Source organism: Halorhabdus rudnickae (assembly GCF_900880625.1).
Lineage (GTDB): Archaea > Halobacteriota > Halobacteria > Halobacteriales > Haloarculaceae > Halorhabdus > Halorhabdus rudnickae.
Genome location: NZ_CAAHFB010000001.1, coordinates 1348520 through 1365057, shown reverse-complemented (window position 1 = coordinate 1365057; position 16538 = coordinate 1348520). Strand labels below are relative to the sequence as shown.

Sequence of the window (16538 nt, the reverse complement as noted above, 5' to 3'; positions counted from 1 at the left end):
ACCGGCGAGCCCGAGTCGTCAAAATCCTTCCTCGATCGCCGCGTCGACGGGGTCGTCTTCTCTCGCGGCACTGACCCCGACACTCCCGTTGAACTCGATTCGCCGGCCGACCAGCGTCGCGACCACGATTGCCACGAGGACGGTCGCGGCGAGTCCGATCGAGAGTCGCCAGACTGCGGCCCGCCAGTCGCCACGGAACACCCGCTCGTAGTATCCGGCCGGCCCCCGCCCCTCCAGGGCGACGACGACTTCCCGATTCTCCCGTGCGGAGTGGTCGTTCCAGTTGAGGCTGCCCACTAACACTTCTTCGCCGTCGATGACGACGCCCTTCGCGTGGATCTTCTCGAAGCGATCGCGGGGCCGGGCCAGCCTGACCGAGAGTGATGCGTCAGCGCGGTCGGCCCAGCGTTCGAGGTCCTCGGCCACTGCCCGGTTCTCTTCCGCGGCGTACCACGCCCGCGAGAGCAGGAGTCTGACATCGACACCACGCTCGGCGGCCCGTTTCAGCGCCCGTACGAAGGCCTGGTCGGGACCGCCGACGCCGACCTGGATGACGTGGATCGACGCCTCGGCGGCGTCGAGACGGTCGATAACGGATGATTCTGCGTTATCGGGGGCGACGAGCAACGCCGCGCCGGTCGCCCGATGGGTCTCCGGTCGATAGTGCTGACCGAACTCTCCATCTGTTCGCCCTCCTTCGCTGAACTTCTCTCCCTCGCGAAACCGCTCCCAGGAAACGGCGTCACGCCACCCGAAATCGGCCTGGAACGTCGCCGCGAGGTCAGCGACGAGGTTCCGCTGGGTGAGCAAAACGCCCCAGCCGCGGCTGGAGGCTCCCCCCGTCCCCGCGGGTTTCCAGTTCTCCGTCAGTACCAGCGCTCGATCGTCGACGACGGCGTATTTTGCGTGGTGGTGATCGACGCGAGCGTACGGCCCGTCGACAATCCGGACGGTGACGCCGTTGGCCGCGAGCCGATCGAGCAGTTCTGCCTGAGCTGTGGACATCCCCCCGACCGGGCCACCTTCGAGCAGTACCTGGACGTCGACGCCGCGTTCTTCTGCGGCGATCAGTGCGTTCGCCGCCGTTCGGGAACTGAACGTGTATCCCGCAAGCAGGATACGATCGTCCGCGCTGGCGAGCACGTCGCTCGGCAGGCCGCCCGCGTCGGGCAACACGAACGTCCGTACCTGTCCGGGACCCGCAGTCCGGATGGGAAAGTCCGTCCCGCCGAGAAGTTCCCACGTGATCCGGTCGTCCTCGACGCGCTCGATTTCGCCTTCCGGGGCATCCCTGTAGCTGATTCGAGCGACGACTTCCCGTCCATCACTGACTGTCAGGTTCTCGCCACTGTTGGCGAGCGCGAGGTGTCCATCGAGTCCGTATACTGTCGCGTCGGTCAGACTTCTCGCTCTGTCGGGGTCCGTCGAGAAGGCGATCCGTCCCGACGCCGTCACGTTCGGCAGGGCGACGGTGGCGTCGTCGTCCGATAGCGTCCAGCCTGTCAGGTCGGTGTCCTCCGGGACAGAAAGGATCACGTACTCGCCCGCGTCGCCGTCGACGACCGGATTGGGATAGACGGCGACGATTTCGGCCCCCGTAGAATCCGGGTTCCCGGCAGTGATTGGTGTGCAGCTGATGAGGACCCCCACAATCAGCAGGACGACGACCACACGACGCACGCTGGCGTCTGGCTCCGGTCACCTACTTGAACCCGAGGACTGTTCTCCGGAACAGGACTGACACAAAACCAGATCAGACGCCTGCCGCCTTCTCGGCTTCGACCTGTACCACGTACGAGCGGTCATTGGCGTACTCGGCGGCAATGTGCATCGACCGCTCGGTACCGATCTGGGTCAGCGCCCACGCCGCACTGGCCCGCACCTCGTCGACGTCGTCTTCGTCGAGGACATCTGCGAGTGGATCGATTGCACGGGTGTCCCCGAGCAGGCCGAGCGCGCGAGCGGCCGCGCTCCGGACGCCGCTATTCTCGGCTGCCAGCCGGTTCGCGACCGCCTGCGTGGCCTCGTGATCGCCGATCTCGCCCAACGCTTGCAGCGTAACTCGCTGGAGCGCGGGATCGCCATCGCCGTCGATGAAGTCGACGAGCGTCTCGATCGCTCGCTCGTCGCCGATCTTCCCCAGCACGCGGACAGCCTGCTTGTCCCGGCGACTCGCGCGCTGTTCGACCGCCTCGAAGGCCTCCGGCGGGGCGATCCGCTCGAAGGTATCGAGGATGTTCTCCTCCATGAACTCCGAATCCAGAAGATCGAGCGCCAACAGAATCGGTTCGACGTCTGCAGGGTCGCGGCTCTCCTTGTATCGCTTCTCCCAGACGAGAACGGCATTCAACTCCGGCGGGAAGTCCTTGCGGTGTTCGCCCTCGATGACGTCATAGAACCCTTCGTATTCGAGTTTCCGTCGGACTGAGAGGTCGTCGTACCCTTCGGCAGCCTCGAGAGCGTCGGTCAGCGTCTCCGCCGCGTCCAGCAGCGTCGCGATGGCCTCGCTGTCTTCGTCGGGATCGAGGTCCAACCCGGCAATTGCCTCGCTTGCCGCGGAGAGTGCGTCGTCCGCTTGCGCGACGGTGTCGGCCGCTGCCACGTCGATGTGGTCACCAACGGTGTCGCCGAACCCCGCGACGGCATCGAGAACCTGTGCCTCGCCGTCGTCGGTCCAGCGTGTATCCGCGACGGTGCCCGCGGCTGCCTCGACTTCGTCGGCTACGTCCTCGACGTAGGGACCGCGCTGGTCCGCGATATCGTCACGGAGATCTGACAGACGTGATTCCAGCTCCTCCTGCGGATCGTCTTCGTCCTCGTCGGGTTCGGGCAGATCGGCGTCTTCGAGATCGGTCTCGATCTCTTCGAGGTCCGACTCGACCTCGTCGAGGTCGGCCTCGGTCTCGGCGTCCTCGAGTGCCGTCTCGGCCACATCGAGGCGCTGTTCGAAGGCTTCGACCGTCCCTGGCTCGGCGTCGATCGCCTCGTCGGCCTCGCCGTCCCCGTCGGCCTCGCTGTCCTCGTCGCTCATGGCTCGTTCTGCGGCGCTCGCGGCCAAGAGCGTTTCCCTTCCTGCAATGGATCACCGCGATCGATGCCGGACTATGCGGTCCGATACGGCGTGTGCGGCGAAAGCTACGACTCGACACGGGGATACAGCCACGGTGCGAGCAGGAGATAGGCAAGCGCTGCGAGCAACAACGCCCGCGGGAAGAGCCGATGGAAGACGACAGGGAAGGCAACCGCGCCGATCTGAACCACGCCCATCGCAAGGGCGTCCCGTGCCCGCAGGTCGGGATAGGGGATCCGCGTGACCATCAGGTACGCGAGGACGAAACTCGCAAGCAAGATCCACCCAACCCGGAGATCCCCCGCGAGCGTCGCGGCCGCGAGGACGGTCGCGACGAGTGTCGTCTGGACACCTTCAGTCGTTCGCGCACCGACGTCGTAGGCGGTGTACATCGCCAGGCGGACGACCGCCGCCGCGACGATTAGCGCTGGAACCCCCACGGCCCCAGCCAGGTGGATCGGGTCGGCAATCCCGAGCAGTTCCCCACCGTTGCCCCACTGCACGCGGGCGAGCCCGACAACCATCGCGGCCGGAGCAACGCCAAAAGAGACGGCGTCCGCAAGCGAGTCGACGAACTCGCCGACGGGCGTCGAGCCGTACCGCCGCGCGACCAGCCCATCGAGGCCGTCGGCGATCGCCGCCAGGAGAATCAGCCGGGCGGCCAGCCGCGGTTCGAACGGCGCGAGGACGGCCGCCACGAACCCAACCAGGGCATTGACGACCGTCACGATGTCGGCGGCGCCAAGCCGACCCAGGAAGCGCGGCCGGAGATCCATATCCGTGGGGTCGGCGAGGTTTGTCTTAGTCCGTTCGATCTGCCGGTGCCCTCCGAAGGATCCGACCGGACCGTGCCGGTGAACTCGACGGGAACCGGGGGGCATTTGTCGATCCCCGCCCAAATCAGGACAATGGATAGACGTGCGTTCCTCGCGAGTGCGGGTGCGCTCGCTGTCGGGTTATCCGGTTGTCTCGCCATGGGGGACAACGATGGGGACTACGACATCGGCATGTCCGATTCGCGGTTTCTCCCCGAGGAGTATCGCGTCCAGCCGGGGACGACGGTCGTCTGGAAGAACACGAGCGCCCGCTCTCACACTGTCACGGCTTACGACGCCTCACTCCCGGACGAAGCAGACTATTTTGCGTCCGGCGAGTACGCGGACGAGGACGCAGCCCGCGAGGCCTGGTTCGAGTCGGGTGGCGGCGCGATCTACTCCGGGGAGACCTACGCTCACACGTTCGAGCAACCCGGAACCTACCCCTACGTCTGTCTCCCACACGAGTCCGACGGGATGGATGGCATGATTATCGTCGAGGAGAGCGAGGGCGATACAGTGACCGGGCAGTGAGTCTCTCTCGCGGCTTCGGTAGATGGTTGTCCCCTGCCTGCGTAGCGACGACGTTTCCTGTCTTGGTCCCGTTTCCGGGATATGGATCCGTCGCGGAACCGTCGGGAGTGGGCCGAGCGGACTGGCGAGTTTTCGCCAGCGTATTACGCCGACCTTGGTTCGAACAAGGTGAGCGCTAGCCTCGTCACCCTGCTCGATCATTTCACCAGCAGGGACGCCTCAATCCTCGAGTTGGGCTGCAGTTCCGGGCGACACCTGGCACACCTCTTGGAGAACGGGTTCGATGATCTCGCGGGAATCGATATCAACGACGACGCCTTCGAAGTGATGGCCGACACCTATCCGGCTCTCGCCGAGGCGGGAACGTTCCATGCGGGCGCACTCGAGGACCTCGTCCCCGAATTTCCGGACGACGCCTTCGACGTCGTCTACGCGGTCGAGACACTCCAGCACGTTCACCCCGACGACGAGTGGGTGTTCGAAGAACTCGGCCGCATCGCCGGTGATCTGCTGGTGACGGTCGAAAACGAAGGGCCCGATCCGGGCAGGGATGGAACAGACGGAACGGTCGACTCCGCCGACGGCGAGCTCCCGATCTTTCGTCGCCACTGGGGACGTGTCTTCACCGAACTCGGACTCGAACAACTACTCGAGAAACCCGGCAAACCCGATACGATTCGTGCGTTCGCAACGCCCTAGCGGCCGTCGCGTCTCGTCGCCTTCGTGCTGAGCGTCTGTCGTCGCCGTGACCTCCTGTTTGTTTCTTGACCTCCCTGAAGTGTGACGGTCACTCTGACCGACAGCGACGCCGAGCGACGATTCCTCTCGCGGATTGTCGTTCTTTGGACTGTAGACCTGAAACGGCGACAAGCCCATAGTTCATCGGACACTGGAACGGGTATGTCCGGTATCGCATTGCCCACCAGCCAGACGACGACGCTGGCTCGTGATGCCCAAGCGTTGGCGCCCGCGGAAACCGAGACGGCGACGTTCGGCATGGGCTGTTTCTGGGGTCCTGACGCCCTGTTCGGAGCCAAAGAGGGGATCGTCAGGACGCGAGTGGGCTACGCCGGTGGCACCACACGCGATCCGAGTTATTACGCCCTGGGTGATCACACCGAAGTGGTCCAGATCGAATACGATCCCGAAACCTGGACGTACGACGAACTGCTGGAAATCGTCTGGGCGAATCACGACTGGACAACGTCCCAGAAGCGCCAGTACCGCGGTGTACTTCTCGCCCACGACGACACACAGCGTGAGATCGCCGAGCGTTCGCGGGCGGGACTCGCTGATCGAACCGGACAGTCCGTCGACACCGCGGTGGAGTCACTCGATCAGTTCTATCCCGCCGAGGACTATCACCAGAAGTACGAACTCCGAACGCTGCCGGTCGTGGCCGACGAACTCGAGGACCTGTACGGCGATGCCTTTCCTGCGTCGACGGTTGCCGCCCGCCTCAACGGCTTCGCTGCCGGCCACGGAACCGAACAGCAGCAGCGTAACCTCCTGGCGACGCTGGACCTGCCACCGACTGTCATCGACGAGGTCCGACGTCGGCTCTGAGGCCATCACGGATCAAGAACCCGCCTCAGCCAGGACTTCGGTGCAGCAACCCTGTGAACGATCCGAACCGCCCGTCGAAGGTCATTATCTGGATAATCATTATCGTGATAATGACCGAATCGTCTTGGACCGAATCAGCCCGATCGCGATACGCGATGCTGGGTGCCCTGACTGGCGTCGAAAAGCGAAAGCAGCGCGGCTATTCCTCGACTTCGACGCTGGTTTCCTCTTCTTCGGCCACCTCTTCGGGGTGGGCTTCCAGCGTCGCCTTCTGGATCTCGACGCGGCGCAGCGGGTAGATCGTCGTCGCCTCGTTGTAGATCGCACTCGAGAGGCGACCCTCGACGACGCTGTCGATGAGGTCCTCGAAGGTGCGCTCCTCGGCGGCCTCCTCGATCATGTCGACCATCTGCTCGCGGATGGCCTGCTCCTGGCTGGCGTCGGCCTTCTTGGTCGTCAGGGCGACGGGCTGGATCTGGACGCGGTAGTCGTCGGTCGTCAGCACCGTCACGTAGGCCTCGACCTTCGAGGAGCCACGGCGCACGAGGCTGCGGAGGTAATCCCGCGTGAGTTCGTGCTTGATGAACTCCGTGTAGGCCGTGTCGCTGCCGATGTCCGTGATCCGGAAGGTCAGCTTGGTGTTGTTCTCGCCGGCGTCGTTCCGGAGGTCACCGAGGGTCGTCTCGATGGTCCGGTCGATCGCCTTCTGCGGTTCGTCTGCCAGTGTCTCACCGATCTCCGCCCGGTCGAACTCCTCGGGCGCGAGGACGGTGTACCACTGTTTCTCCTGTCGCTGTCGTGATACTGATCGTTCACTCATGGGTGTCTCGGTCGGCTGTCGCGAGGTCGGCGGCGACCGCGAGGTTGACGACGTAGTCGTCGACTGTCGCAGCCAGTCCGCCGGTCGTCTGTCGCTCGATCCGCGTCTCGACGGTCGCGCCGTCGGTCGTCGTCGACATCTCCTCGGTGTTGTCCGGTCGCAGTGCCGCGGCGATACGCGCGGCCGTCTCCGCCTCGCCGTGGTCGGTCCTGATCGTCGCCTCACGCATCGCGGTTCACCTCGCGGATCGCCGCGACGAGGCGCTCGACATCGCCCGGGTACTGTTGTGTCGCCAGATCTGCGTCGCCAGCGACCCGTCCCGAGAGGTCGAAGGATTCCGTCGCCGTCTCGAGGACGGTCGCGGCGTCGTGCTCCCCGGTGGCGGCGAGGGCGACACGGTCCTCGTCGGCGACTAGCGCCAGCGGCTCGGGCGATCGGTAATCCCGAAGTAAGCGGGCGATGGTCTCTATCGGTCCCTCGATCTCGGCGACGACGAGCCCCGAATGGCGCTGGATCGACGCCTCGGCGAGTGTCTCGTGGGCACTCCTGGCGTGTGAGCGCCAGGCATCGAGGGCATCCGCACGAGCATCCTCGTGGCCGAGCGCGATCGCGACGGCCGCACCGGGGTCTTCCCGGACGGCAGCGTCGAGCACGTCGCCGTACCCTTCGAGAGTGACAAGCGGGCCGCCAGCGTGCGGACGGAGTGCGTCCGCGATCGACTCGGCCGCCCGTGTTGCGGCATCTCCGGCGTCGGCGACCTGTAATGCCACGATCGAGGCAAGTCGACGGCGCTCCTCATCGTCCTGCGGCTCGATCGATACGTTCTGGAGTGTGTTCCGGACGGCGTCCGGATCACCCGAGAACGGCGCGTGAAGTCGCGTCGAATGCGCCAGTCCATCGACGAGGTCGTCGGTGGGGACGGTTACACCGGGCCGGCGTTTGATTCCCGCTTCGGCGATTGCCTCGACGAGCTGGCCGGTCGGCTCCTTGCCGGACGCGAGGACGCCCGCGGCGGCAACAGCTACGCTTGCAGACTGGTCGTCAAGCGTTCGGGCAACCTCGAAAGCAGCCGCACTCGCGGGTCGCGCGGTGCCGAGCGTCTCGTCGACGCCGGGCTGGTCACGATCCAGCGCGAGTGTCACGTCGGCCTCTGTGCTACGGCTCGTCTCGCCTGTCTCGACGCCGATCTGGTAGGGGATGTCGATCGCGCTCAGGCTCCGCGCAAGGACGCCAGCGGCCGCGACGCCGTCACCCGTCGCTGCCGGGGCGAGGCGGACGAATCCGGCCTCCCGCAGGCTAGCGGCGAGGTCGGCGGCGGCTGTCTGACGACCGGTAGCGGCCATCTATTCGAGGAGCTCGACGGCGACGTCGTAGCTGTAGGTAAACTCTTCTTCCAGCTCGTCGCCGCGGTAGTAATCGACGAGGCGACGGATCTTCGCCTCCGTGTTCTGCAGGGCGCGCTTGTTCTGGTGGTCGCCGGGGTTCTCGTCCATGTGCTCGCGCAGGCGGACGGCCCGTTCCATCAGATTCCGGAGATCCTCCGGAATCTCGGGTTCGGCGTCGTTCGCTTCGAGAATCTCGGTCACTTTCTTGCCAGTGACCAGCGAGACGTCCGGGACCGGCGTGCCCTGGACGCCCTCGTCGCGAAGTTTGATGCCGATCTCGCTGGGGCTGTGGCCCTGTTCTGCGAGTTCGACAACGTACTCCTCGACGGCCTCGCTATCTACGTCGCTCCACTCCGGCGGGTCATCTGCCACCGGCTTGTCCGAATCGGACGAGCCGCGGCGGCGTGTGTGCATTCGTGCCATAGTTTGATGGTTGGAACGACACAGACCGCTACGTGTGGCCGCTCGCGGGTCCGGAAGCCGGATCCCGAACGGCCGGACACGTCCGCAATCCCGAGTCGCGCACGGCGAAAGAGGCCTGGGGTGTCTCGGTGCATCACCGGGACGCCCGCGCGACGAGTCAGATTTGCGGTCGTGTGTTCCCATCACCGATGTCGGTGTTCGCGCACTAAACGGTTTCTACTCGGACACTACAGGTCCAAGTTGAGCGAACACATTCCAAGCCCCTGCATATGAACGCTACAACCGTCTCACCACCCTATTGCGTAGGGGCCTGGGGTGGATCGTCATCCGATCGAGGAGCAAGCGTCGTTCTGTGATCACCGTCACCCTCGCTTCGATGGGTTTAAGAAATCGCATCGGGTACCCTTCAATGCGTCGCGGGCTCGTAGATCAGCGGTAGATCATCCCCCTGGCACGGGGAAGGCCGCGGGTTCAAATCCCGCCGAGTCCACTCGTTTCCTTCTCTCGCTCCGCTCGGTCAGTCACTCGTTCCCTCGGCGACCCTCGCAAATCCTCCGGATTTGCCCAGTCCCGCCGAGTCCATCCAGAACTTACTGCCGCAACAAGGGCTCATCAGAGTGCTGATTCTCCGTCATTCGGAACTCTCTGGGGCCGATTCCAAGAAAACATATCTTCCCTGTGAGGGGAGACTTCGTTCGGGGCCCGAACGCGCCCCTCCATGTCTGTCGATGCGCGCCAGGGGACAGGAGTGGTTGGCGTGAGCTTGACCGAGGTCGATCTTGCTAACAGTGGATCGGACTGACATCTGTGATTGGCTCTTTTGCGTTTGGTTCTGACGATCGCACAGGCAACTGCAACTACGGGAGTGTCGTTGCTGCCGTCGATGTCGGCGCGATCCCGGTCTTGGTCACGACTGAACTCGGAGGGAATCTTCCGGGATCCGTCTGACACTGTTCCTGCCTAACTTATAGCCAACTCATGTCTAACCGCTTCAATCCCACGAGGGTCCGTCTGAAACTCCGTGATGACTTCCTTCACACGGCGCTCGATCGCGCTTCAACCCCACGAGGGTCCGTCTGAAACGGTCTGGGTCGGTGGCATGCTGGAAGGACTGACTGGGCTTCAACCCCACGAGGGTCCGTCTGAAACCCGGGTTGGACACAATCAACAGGTCCAGATTGTACCGGCTTCAACCCCACGAGGGTCCGTCTGAAACGCGGGGTACTCCGACGTTGCGCTGTACAGCGCGCTCGCTTCAACCCCACGAGGGTCCGTCTGAAACGCGGGGTACTCCGACGTTGCGCTGTACAGCGCGCTCGCTTCAACCCCACGAGGGTCCGTCTGAAACCGCCGGCTGCTGGGCCAGCGTGTCTTGGAGTGCCGGGCTTCAACCCCACGAGGGTCCGTCTGAAACATGTGACCTCCGATCGCCTCGTCTTCCGCCTCGTCGGGCTTCAACCCCACGAGGGTCCGTCTGAAACCGTTAAGAGGAGTACCGTCGGGATACAGATTAGCTTGGCTTCAACCCCACGAGGGTCCGTCTGAAACCGTTAAGAGGAGTACCGTCGGGATACAGATTAGCTTGGCTTCAACCCCACGAGGGTCCGTCTGAAACGAGGAACAGCAAGCCGAGAGCGATCCAGGCATACCAGCTTCAACCCCACGAGGGTCCGTCTGAAACCCGCCAACACACCGCCACACAGTGGCACTTCAGATCGTGCTTCAACCCCACGAGGGTCCGTCTGAAACACGAAGGGAGCCGAGTGTTACTGGTGAGGCAGGGCTTGCTTCAACCCCACGAGGGTCCGTCTGAAACCGTATCGTCGCCGAAGACCGCGCCCGGTACTACGCGGCTTCAACCCCACGAGGGTCCGTCTGAAACGATTCCGAGGCTGATCAGCGGCTGGCTGATCATATGGCTTCAACCCCACGAGGGTCCGTCTGAAACTTTAGTTGAGCATAGTCAGGACAAGCAGGACGAGGCTTCAACCCCACGAGGGTCCGTCTGAAACCTGGGCCTTGATCTTCTCGAGGCCGTCGTCGGGGAGGCTTCAACCCCACGAGGGTCCGTCTGAAACTCTACCCTGTCGGGGCTGACAGCGGGTTTAGCGAAGCTTCAACCCCACGAGGGTCCGTCTGAAACTATCATGTTGGAATCACCGTCCTCGTTTGAGTTCGAGCTTCAACCCCACGAGGGTCCGTCTGAAACTCGCTGCCGACTGGTTGTCCCCGTCAACGTAAGCCTGCTTCAACCCCACGAGGGTCCGTCTGAAACCGGAACTTGGAGTGACTGACGAGATGGTTGTGGAAGCTTCAACCCCACGAGGGTCCGTCTGAAACTTGTCGACGAGGACACTAAGGCGATCCACGACGCGCTCGCTTCAACCCCACGAGGGTCCGTCTGAAACAGCCCGTAACTGCACTGTGGGGCTTCCTCGCGTTGGGCTTCAACCCCACGAGGGTCCGTCTGAAACCATGGCCGATTCACCGGCCTCACCCGGGTAATAGCATCGACGACACATCAAGATTGTCGTCGACCTGTAATACCCTCCAGAACCCGGGGGGTCGATGAAACGCTTGTTGGTTGTCGTGGTACGGGGATAGTACCAGCGTCGGCCGAAGGAGTCTCTAGTTACCGGCGGCACAATTTCCCACTCCCAAGATCCCTTTGTCGCCACCTGTCTCACCACCAGTTACGAATACCAGACCGTACCCACCGCCGCCCGTGCTCAATCGGTCCCATCCCCAAGACTGGCCGTTAAACCACATCCTACGGACTCGCCGACAACATCGCCTACGCCGTCGGTGAGCCCCTTCATGCCACCCACGCTCGGACACTCGCCGACCAGAATGGTGTCGAACAGGACTTCTCGCCGAGTCTACTCGACTCACTTCGTTCGTCTCGTTCCCTCAGCGGCCCTCGCGATCCCTTTGGATTCGCTCAGTCCCGGTACGTCCATCTTCGTCGTTGCTTACGAATTCTCGAGTAACGCATTCCTGATTGTTCGACGCGGGGTTTTAGCGGTCCCAGGCCCGTACAGCGGAGCGAGCAAGATTGTCTACCAGTGCTTTCCATCTCAAGCTCTTGCGAGCCCAGCCAACGAGCGTTTGGAAGCCGCTCTTCGCTCGTCGAGGTATATCTCTATTCTAAACGGCGCCCTGTCTCGCGCTCTAAAACCCTCTCACAACAAAACGAGCTGAGCCAGAAAAATCGCGGACAGTGCGATACAAAGTGCGCCCATTCCATACGTGAAGATCCCCCCATTCCGCCGGATTTTGCGCCTCTTCTTCTGGAACCCACACCCGGACGACTCCGCTAGCCAGGATCGACAGCGCCACATCCAACTGGGCCAGCGCGGCCACGTCTACTCGGAACTGGTAGACGACTACGTACCGGGCCAGGAGAACCAGTCCACTGTAGATGAAACACAGCGTGACGAACCGCGCAGGTCGCACATGTCAGACATTTACAATCAAGACTTATATTGGTGATGCACTCCGCGTACGCCGCTGATGTGCGGTTGGCTTCGCGGCCAGTGAGACTGGTCCCGTTCGTCAGCCACTGAAGACTTGGGTATCGGGTAGTTCGAGTTTGAGGAAGCGCGGGAGCGTCACGACGACGATCCCGGCTTCCAGTGCACCGACAACCACGAACGCGGGCGCGTACCCGATCGCAGTGGTGACGACGCTTCCGACGACCATGCCGGCAAGAAAGCCCAGATTGCCGAAAACGTTGAACCCGCCCATGGCCACCCCGCGCTCAACCTCCCCGGCCAGATCGCCGACCAGCGCCATCGTCGCCGGGGAGATGAGTGCGCCGAATATGCCGAGGGTAACCATCAATCCGCCGGCTATCAGCGGCGTCGGTGCCAGATACACCGCAAGAATGGCGATCCCGTAGGCGAGCGATCCGAGCACGATCGGGCGTTTCCGACCCACGGTGTCCGAAAACACGCCAAGGGGGTACTGCAACAGGGCGAAGGGGGCAAAGAAGAGTCCGAGCATGATGCCCGCGGCGGCGGCGTCGAGGCCGAACGCGTCCCGGAAGTACGCCGTCCCGATCAACGCGAAAAAGCCTGCCGTCAGTCGATCGACAAACCCAAAGACGAAGGGATACCCGAGCGCTGGGCTGGCCCGCACTCGCTCAATGACCGACCGCAAGCTCAACTCGTGCCCCGAGGGGACCCGATCCTCGAGCCCGAGTGCGAGGAGTCCGGCGAGCAACAGGCCGCCGCTGGCAACCCACAGTGGGAGCACCGTTCCGACGGCGGATAGCCCGCCGCCAACGGGCGCGCCCAGCGCCGTTCCCAGGCCGATAGCGATCCCGGCCGCCCCCATGTTCCGGCCGTGTCCCCCGTCCAGATCCGTCAGCATCGTCATCGCCAGGGAAAAGGCAGCGACCGTGAGCGTTCCCTGGAGGAACCGGAGGACGAGGACGCCCTCGAAGGGAAGCAGGCCGTTTCCACCCAGGACGGCGATCGCTGCATACCCGATCGCACTGCCGACTGCCCCGAAAACGATGAACGGGGCTCGACGACCGACACGGTCACTCAGGGCGCCCCACGGCCCGGCGAAGACGACGAACGCGAGGAACTCGACGGCCAAAAACCAGGTGCTCGCGTCGAGCCCGCCCGTCGCGCCGAGTCGCCCGACCAGGTCGGCGACGCCCGGGTAGAGGAGGACCTGTGCGAACAGCACGACGAAGATGACGAGTGCCAGCACAGTCCGGTCCCGGCGGAGCGACGGGACGTTGAGACGGTCGCGAAAGAGGCCCAGGCCAGCCATCATTCCGCTCTTGGTGTTCGGTCCGAAAATAGGCGTCGCTCGTGGGAGGGGCGACCGTCGACTGCTCGCGGACGTCACGTCTGTTCTTCGGGCGCTTCGCCGTCGTCATCTGGATCATGCTGGTTCGAACATACGGTCACCGACCCGCGAATCCTGGGGATTTTGCTCCCGTCGACGCTCCTCTTGCTACCGGGAGAGAGGGATGTCCTCATCGGCCGTCGGGGCTCAGGCCGCGTCGACGCCGGTGATCTCGAAGCGGGCGCCGCCGGACTCGCTGTCGGTCACGGCCACGTCCCACCCATGGGCGTCGGCGATTTCTGCGACGATACTGAGGCCGAACCCCGTTCCCTCGTCGGTCGTCGAGTAGCTGGCTTCGAAGACTGTTTCCCGGTCTCCTGGCGGGATTCCGGGGCCGTCGTCGGCCACGAAGAAGCCGTTCCCATCGCCGATCTCGCCGACTGTAATCGTCGTGGTCGAACCACCGTGCGTGACGGCATTGTCGAGCAGGTTTTCGAGCAATTGGGCGAGTCGGTCAGGATCCGCCCGGATCGTGATGTCCGTCTCGATCAATAGGTTCGCTTCTCCCGTCGGGAGACCTCGCCAGCGTTCCTCGAGGATGGGGCGGAGCGCGACGGGTTCGGTCCCCTCGACCGGTTGGCCTTCCTGGGCGAACGTGAGGAGGTCGTCGATCAGGGTCTCCATGCGATCGAGGGCGTCCGAGATATCCGTGAGGTGGTCGCTGTCACACTCCTCGGCCGCCAGTGTCAACCGTCCTGTCGCGACGTTCAGTGGGTTTCGAAGGTCGTGGGCGACGAAACTGGCGAACTGGTCGAGGCGTTCGTTCTGTCGTTGTAGCGTCCGCTCACGCTCCTTCAACTCGGTAATCTCGTGGGTGACGCTGACGACGCCCTCGATCTCGCCATCGGTCCGGAACGGCGTCAGGTGGTACTCCAGGGCCTCGTGGCCGTGGCCGGGAAACTCCCCCGCCACCTCGCCGCTGACTGCCTCGCGCTCGCCTGCGAGCAGTTCGGCGTAGGGATCGCCGTCGTGTTGTTCCCGGACTTTCGGGATGAGGTGGCTCTCCTCGCCCTCCAGTTTCTCGCGTGTCGTCTCGTAGAAGTCGGCCAGGTACTCGTTGACGAGCGCGAAGCGTCCGTCCTCGTCGTAGATACAGGCAGCCTCCAGCATGGTGTTGACCATCCGCTCGTAGCGCCGGAGCTCGCGCTTTCGCTCCTCCTGTTCGGTCACGTCACTGCCAGAGGCGACGAACGCGACGACCGATCCCGACTCGTCGGTGACCGGCCTGACCGTTCCCGAGAGGACGTACCGATCACGCCACGGCGGCGACCGTTCGATTTCGTATTCGACGTACTCGCCATCGGCCACACGTTCGGCCAGTTCGCTGGCCTCGGAACGGTCGACCTCGGCCCACCACGGCGTCTCCCAGAAGGGTTCGCCGATCACGTCCTCGCGGTCGACGTCGACGTACTCCATGGTCGTGTCGTTGACCCGCATGACCCGCCCGTCTGGGTCGACCACGGAGATGAGTTTGTCCGGATCGTCGAAGATCGCCCGGAACTGACGCTCGGCTCGTCGCTGTCGGACCCGTGCGCGTCGTCGTTCGACGGCGTTCTCGATCCGGTTGGCCAGGATCGCGTACTGATCGACGCCGCCCCCCTTCTGGAGGTAGTCGGTCACGCCTGCCGAGATGGCCTCGCTTGCCACCTCTTCGCTGCCTTTCCCCGTGAACAGGATGAACGGAAGGTCAGGATGATCTTCGCGCACGGTCTCCAAGAACGTGATCCCGTCCCGACCTGCCATCTCGTAATCGGAGACGACACAGTCGAAATCTCCCTTATCGAGCTGTTCCAGCCCGGTCTCGGCGTCACTGACGGTCTCTACTTTGATGCGAGTCGATTCTTCCTCGAGTAGATCCGCGGCCACAGTCCGAAACTCGACATCGTCATCGACGAGGAGCACGACCATCGAGTCGGTCGAGAAACTCATGACTGACTAATCTCCGTGTGAAATTATCACACGAAGTATAAAAAGACCACTGCCACAGTGGCAGTCGACCGGACCGTCTCAGGATGACCGACTCCTCAATAAAATTTAAATTGAATTATACGTACTGCACGAAGGTCAGTCGCTGGTCGCGAGTCGGTTCACTCCGAGGATGTTTCGATCGCTCTGGTTTCTCGCGGTCCCCCCGGCTCGCGAACCCGACGCGTCGTTGCTTTCGTTTCGACCGTGTTCCGAGACATCGTCGCTCGGAGAACACGGAGTCGGCCTCGTGTCAGCGACTGGTGAAGCCGCTGTCGACAGTCAACGCCTCGCCGTTCGTGAACGACGCGCCCTCCGAGCAGAGCCACAGCACAGCGTCGGCGATCTCCTCGGGTTTGCCCAGACGCTGTTGGGAGTGCATCCCGGCGATCTGGCCCTGTAGCTCCTCGTTGGTCGTGATGCCGGCCTCGTCGAGCAGCGGCGTCTCGATGAACCCGGGACAGATTGCGTTGACGCGGACATCCTCACCGGCGTACTCCCAGGCCGCGGTCTTTGTCAGTCCGAGGACGCCGTGCTTGGCCGCCACGTACGCCGAGGAGCCCTCGAAGCCGACCTGCCCGAGGACTGAGGACATGTTGACGATCGTTCCGCCCTCCTCTTGATCAGTCATGGCGTCGAGTTCAGCCTTCAATGCCCGCCAGACGCCGTTCAGGTTCACGCCGATCGTCGCCAGCCACTCGTCTTCTTCGACGTCGCCCGCGTGGGCCTCCGGGCCGCCGATGCCCGCGTTGTTGAACGCGATGTCCAGGCCCCCGAACTCCTCGGTGGCCGTCTCGACCATCGCCTCGACATCGTCCATGTCGGTGACGTCGACGTGGACGAACACGGCCGCTCCCTCAGTCTCGTCGTTGATTTCACTCGCCACGTCCTCACCGCGCTCGTCGTCGACGTCCGTGACGACGACGTTCGCCCCGGCCTCGGCGAACTGGATTGCCGTCTCGCGGCCGATACCCGATGCGCCGCCGGTCACCACTGCGGTTTTGTCCGCAAAATCGTAGTCTGCCATTGCGCTTGTCACTACCACCGGGTCGCACTTGGTCCTGTGAGTGATTTTCATCCACCGATAACTGCCGACA

13 protein-coding genes, 1 tRNA gene and 1 CRISPR repeat array are annotated in these 16538 nt (G+C 63.6%); of the genes, 4 read left to right on the top strand and 10 right to left on the bottom strand.

The window, feature by feature from the left end; all coding sequences use genetic code 11:
- Nucleotides 1–18: 18 nt before the first annotated feature.
- The 3 genes from BN2694_RS06810 to BN2694_RS06800 all read right to left on the bottom strand — a co-directional run bounded on the left by BN2694_RS06810 (nucleotide 19) and on the right by BN2694_RS06800 (nucleotide 3846).
- Nucleotides 19–1680, bottom strand: coding sequence for a phospholipase D-like domain-containing protein (locus BN2694_RS06810; protein ID WP_135663693.1), 1662 nt, complete (start codon nucleotides 1678–1680; stop codon nucleotides 19–21).
- Nucleotides 1681–1753: 73 nt separating this feature from the next.
- A complete protein-coding gene (locus BN2694_RS06805) occupies nucleotides 1754–3031 on the bottom strand; it encodes a HEAT repeat domain-containing protein (RefSeq protein ID WP_135663692.1) in 1278 nt (425 codons plus the stop codon).
- A gap of 104 nt (nucleotides 3032–3135) precedes the next feature.
- On the bottom strand, nucleotides 3136–3846 hold the full coding sequence (locus tag BN2694_RS06800; RefSeq protein ID WP_135663691.1) for a protein sorting system archaetidylserine synthase: 711 nt from the start codon (nucleotides 3844–3846) through the stop codon (nucleotides 3136–3138).
- Nucleotides 3847–3978: 132 nt separating this feature from the next.
- Between BN2694_RS06800 and BN2694_RS06795 the strand changes: the two genes are divergently transcribed.
- The 3 genes from BN2694_RS06795 (at nucleotide 3979) to msrA (ending at nucleotide 5985) form a co-directional block, all read left to right on the top strand.
- Nucleotides 3979–4419, top strand: a complete 441-nt coding sequence (locus BN2694_RS06795) for a plastocyanin/azurin family copper-binding protein (protein WP_135663690.1) — start codon at nucleotides 3979–3981, stop codon at nucleotides 4417–4419.
- Nucleotides 4420–4500: 81 nt separating this feature from the next.
- Nucleotides 4501–5118 (top strand): class I SAM-dependent methyltransferase, encoded by a 618-nt coding sequence (locus BN2694_RS06790; protein WP_135663689.1) that lies wholly within the window; start codon nucleotides 4501–4503, stop codon nucleotides 5116–5118.
- Between the two features lie 201 nt (nucleotides 5119–5319).
- Complete coding sequence (gene msrA / locus BN2694_RS06785) at nucleotides 5320–5985, top strand: peptide-methionine (S)-S-oxide reductase MsrA (RefSeq protein WP_135663688.1); 666 nt, start codon at nucleotides 5320–5322, stop codon at nucleotides 5983–5985.
- A 199-nt stretch (nucleotides 5986–6184) separates the two neighbouring features.
- Here the strand turns inward: msrA and BN2694_RS06780 are convergent, their stop codons facing one another.
- From BN2694_RS06780 to BN2694_RS06765, 4 genes are read right to left on the bottom strand one after another with little or no spacing between them, the layout of a single operon-like run.
- Nucleotides 6185–6805, bottom strand: coding sequence for a 30S ribosomal protein S3ae (locus BN2694_RS06780; protein ID WP_135663687.1), 621 nt, complete (start codon nucleotides 6803–6805; stop codon nucleotides 6185–6187).
- The gene (locus BN2694_RS06775; RefSeq protein ID WP_135663686.1) at nucleotides 6798–7034 is read right to left on the bottom strand and encodes a KEOPS complex subunit Pcc1; all 237 of its coding nucleotides are present in this window, start codon (nucleotides 7032–7034) and stop codon (nucleotides 6798–6800) included. Before BN2694_RS06775 ends, BN2694_RS06780 begins: the two co-directional genes overlap by 8 nt.
- Nucleotides 7027–8148 (bottom strand): recombinase RecJ, encoded by a 1122-nt coding sequence (locus BN2694_RS06770; RefSeq protein ID WP_135663685.1) that lies wholly within the window; start codon nucleotides 8146–8148, stop codon nucleotides 7027–7029. Before BN2694_RS06770 ends, BN2694_RS06775 begins: the two co-directional genes overlap by 8 nt.
- Nucleotides 8149–8613, bottom strand: coding sequence for a 30S ribosomal protein S15 (locus tag BN2694_RS06765; RefSeq protein WP_135663684.1), 465 nt, complete (start codon nucleotides 8611–8613; stop codon nucleotides 8149–8151). It lies immediately after the preceding gene.
- A gap of 418 nt (nucleotides 8614–9031) precedes the next feature.
- Here BN2694_RS06765 and BN2694_RS06760 point away from each other — a divergent pair.
- A tRNA-Ala gene (locus tag BN2694_RS06760) sits at nucleotides 9032–9103 on the top strand.
- Nucleotides 9104–9601: 498 nt separating this feature from the next.
- Nucleotides 9602–11087: direct repeats of the CRISPR family, unit length 30 nt; unit sequence GCTTCAACCCCACGAGGGTCCGTCTGAAAC.
- Nucleotides 11088–12168: 1081 nt separating this feature from the next.
- On the opposite strand, the gene BN2694_RS06755 is transcribed toward BN2694_RS06760, so the two are convergent.
- The 3 genes from BN2694_RS06755 to BN2694_RS06745 form a co-directional block, all read right to left on the bottom strand.
- Nucleotides 12169–13398, bottom strand: coding sequence for an MFS transporter (locus BN2694_RS06755; protein ID WP_394346574.1), 1230 nt, complete (start codon nucleotides 13396–13398; stop codon nucleotides 12169–12171).
- A 225-nt stretch (nucleotides 13399–13623) separates the two neighbouring features.
- A complete protein-coding gene (locus BN2694_RS06750; protein WP_135663682.1) occupies nucleotides 13624–15405 on the bottom strand; it encodes a hybrid sensor histidine kinase/response regulator in 1782 nt (593 codons plus the stop codon).
- 289 nt (nucleotides 15406–15694) lie between these two features.
- Entirely contained in the window at nucleotides 15695–16468 is a 774-nt protein-coding gene (locus tag BN2694_RS06745) for an SDR family NAD(P)-dependent oxidoreductase (RefSeq protein WP_135663681.1), read from the bottom strand.
- Nucleotides 16469–16538: the final 70 nt, after the last annotated feature.

Coding starts and splice junctions, on each gene's coding strand:
- BN2694_RS06750 (WP_135663682.1), bottom strand. CDS start 15,405: ATGAGTTTCTCGACCGACTCGATGGTCGTGCTCCTCGTCGATGACGAT.
- BN2694_RS06755 (WP_394346574.1), bottom strand. CDS start 13,398: ATGGCTGGCCTGGGCCTCTTTCGCGACCGTCTCAACGTCCCGTCGCTC.
- msrA (WP_135663688.1), top strand. CDS start 5,320: ATGTCCGGTATCGCATTGCCCACCAGCCAGACGACGACGCTGGCTCGT.
- BN2694_RS06795 (WP_135663690.1), top strand. CDS start 3,979: ATGGATAGACGTGCGTTCCTCGCGAGTGCGGGTGCGCTCGCTGTCGGG.
- BN2694_RS06745 (WP_135663681.1), bottom strand. CDS start 16,468: ATGGCAGACTACGATTTTGCGGACAAAACCGCAGTGGTGACCGGCGGC.
- BN2694_RS06805 (WP_135663692.1), bottom strand. CDS start 3,031: ATGAGCGACGAGGACAGCGAGGCCGACGGGGACGGCGAGGCCGACGAG.
- BN2694_RS06770 (WP_135663685.1), bottom strand. CDS start 8,148: ATGGCCGCTACCGGTCGTCAGACAGCCGCCGCCGACCTCGCCGCTAGC.
- BN2694_RS06775 (WP_135663686.1), bottom strand. CDS start 7,034: ATGCGTGAGGCGACGATCAGGACCGACCACGGCGAGGCGGAGACGGCC.
- BN2694_RS06800 (WP_135663691.1), bottom strand. CDS start 3,846: ATGGATCTCCGGCCGCGCTTCCTGGGTCGGCTTGGCGCCGCCGACATC.
- BN2694_RS06765 (WP_135663684.1), bottom strand. CDS start 8,613: ATGGCACGAATGCACACACGCCGCCGCGGCTCGTCCGATTCGGACAAG.
- BN2694_RS06780 (WP_135663687.1), bottom strand. CDS start 6,805: ATGAGTGAACGATCAGTATCACGACAGCGACAGGAGAAACAGTGGTAC.
- BN2694_RS06790 (WP_135663689.1), top strand. CDS start 4,501: ATGGATCCGTCGCGGAACCGTCGGGAGTGGGCCGAGCGGACTGGCGAG.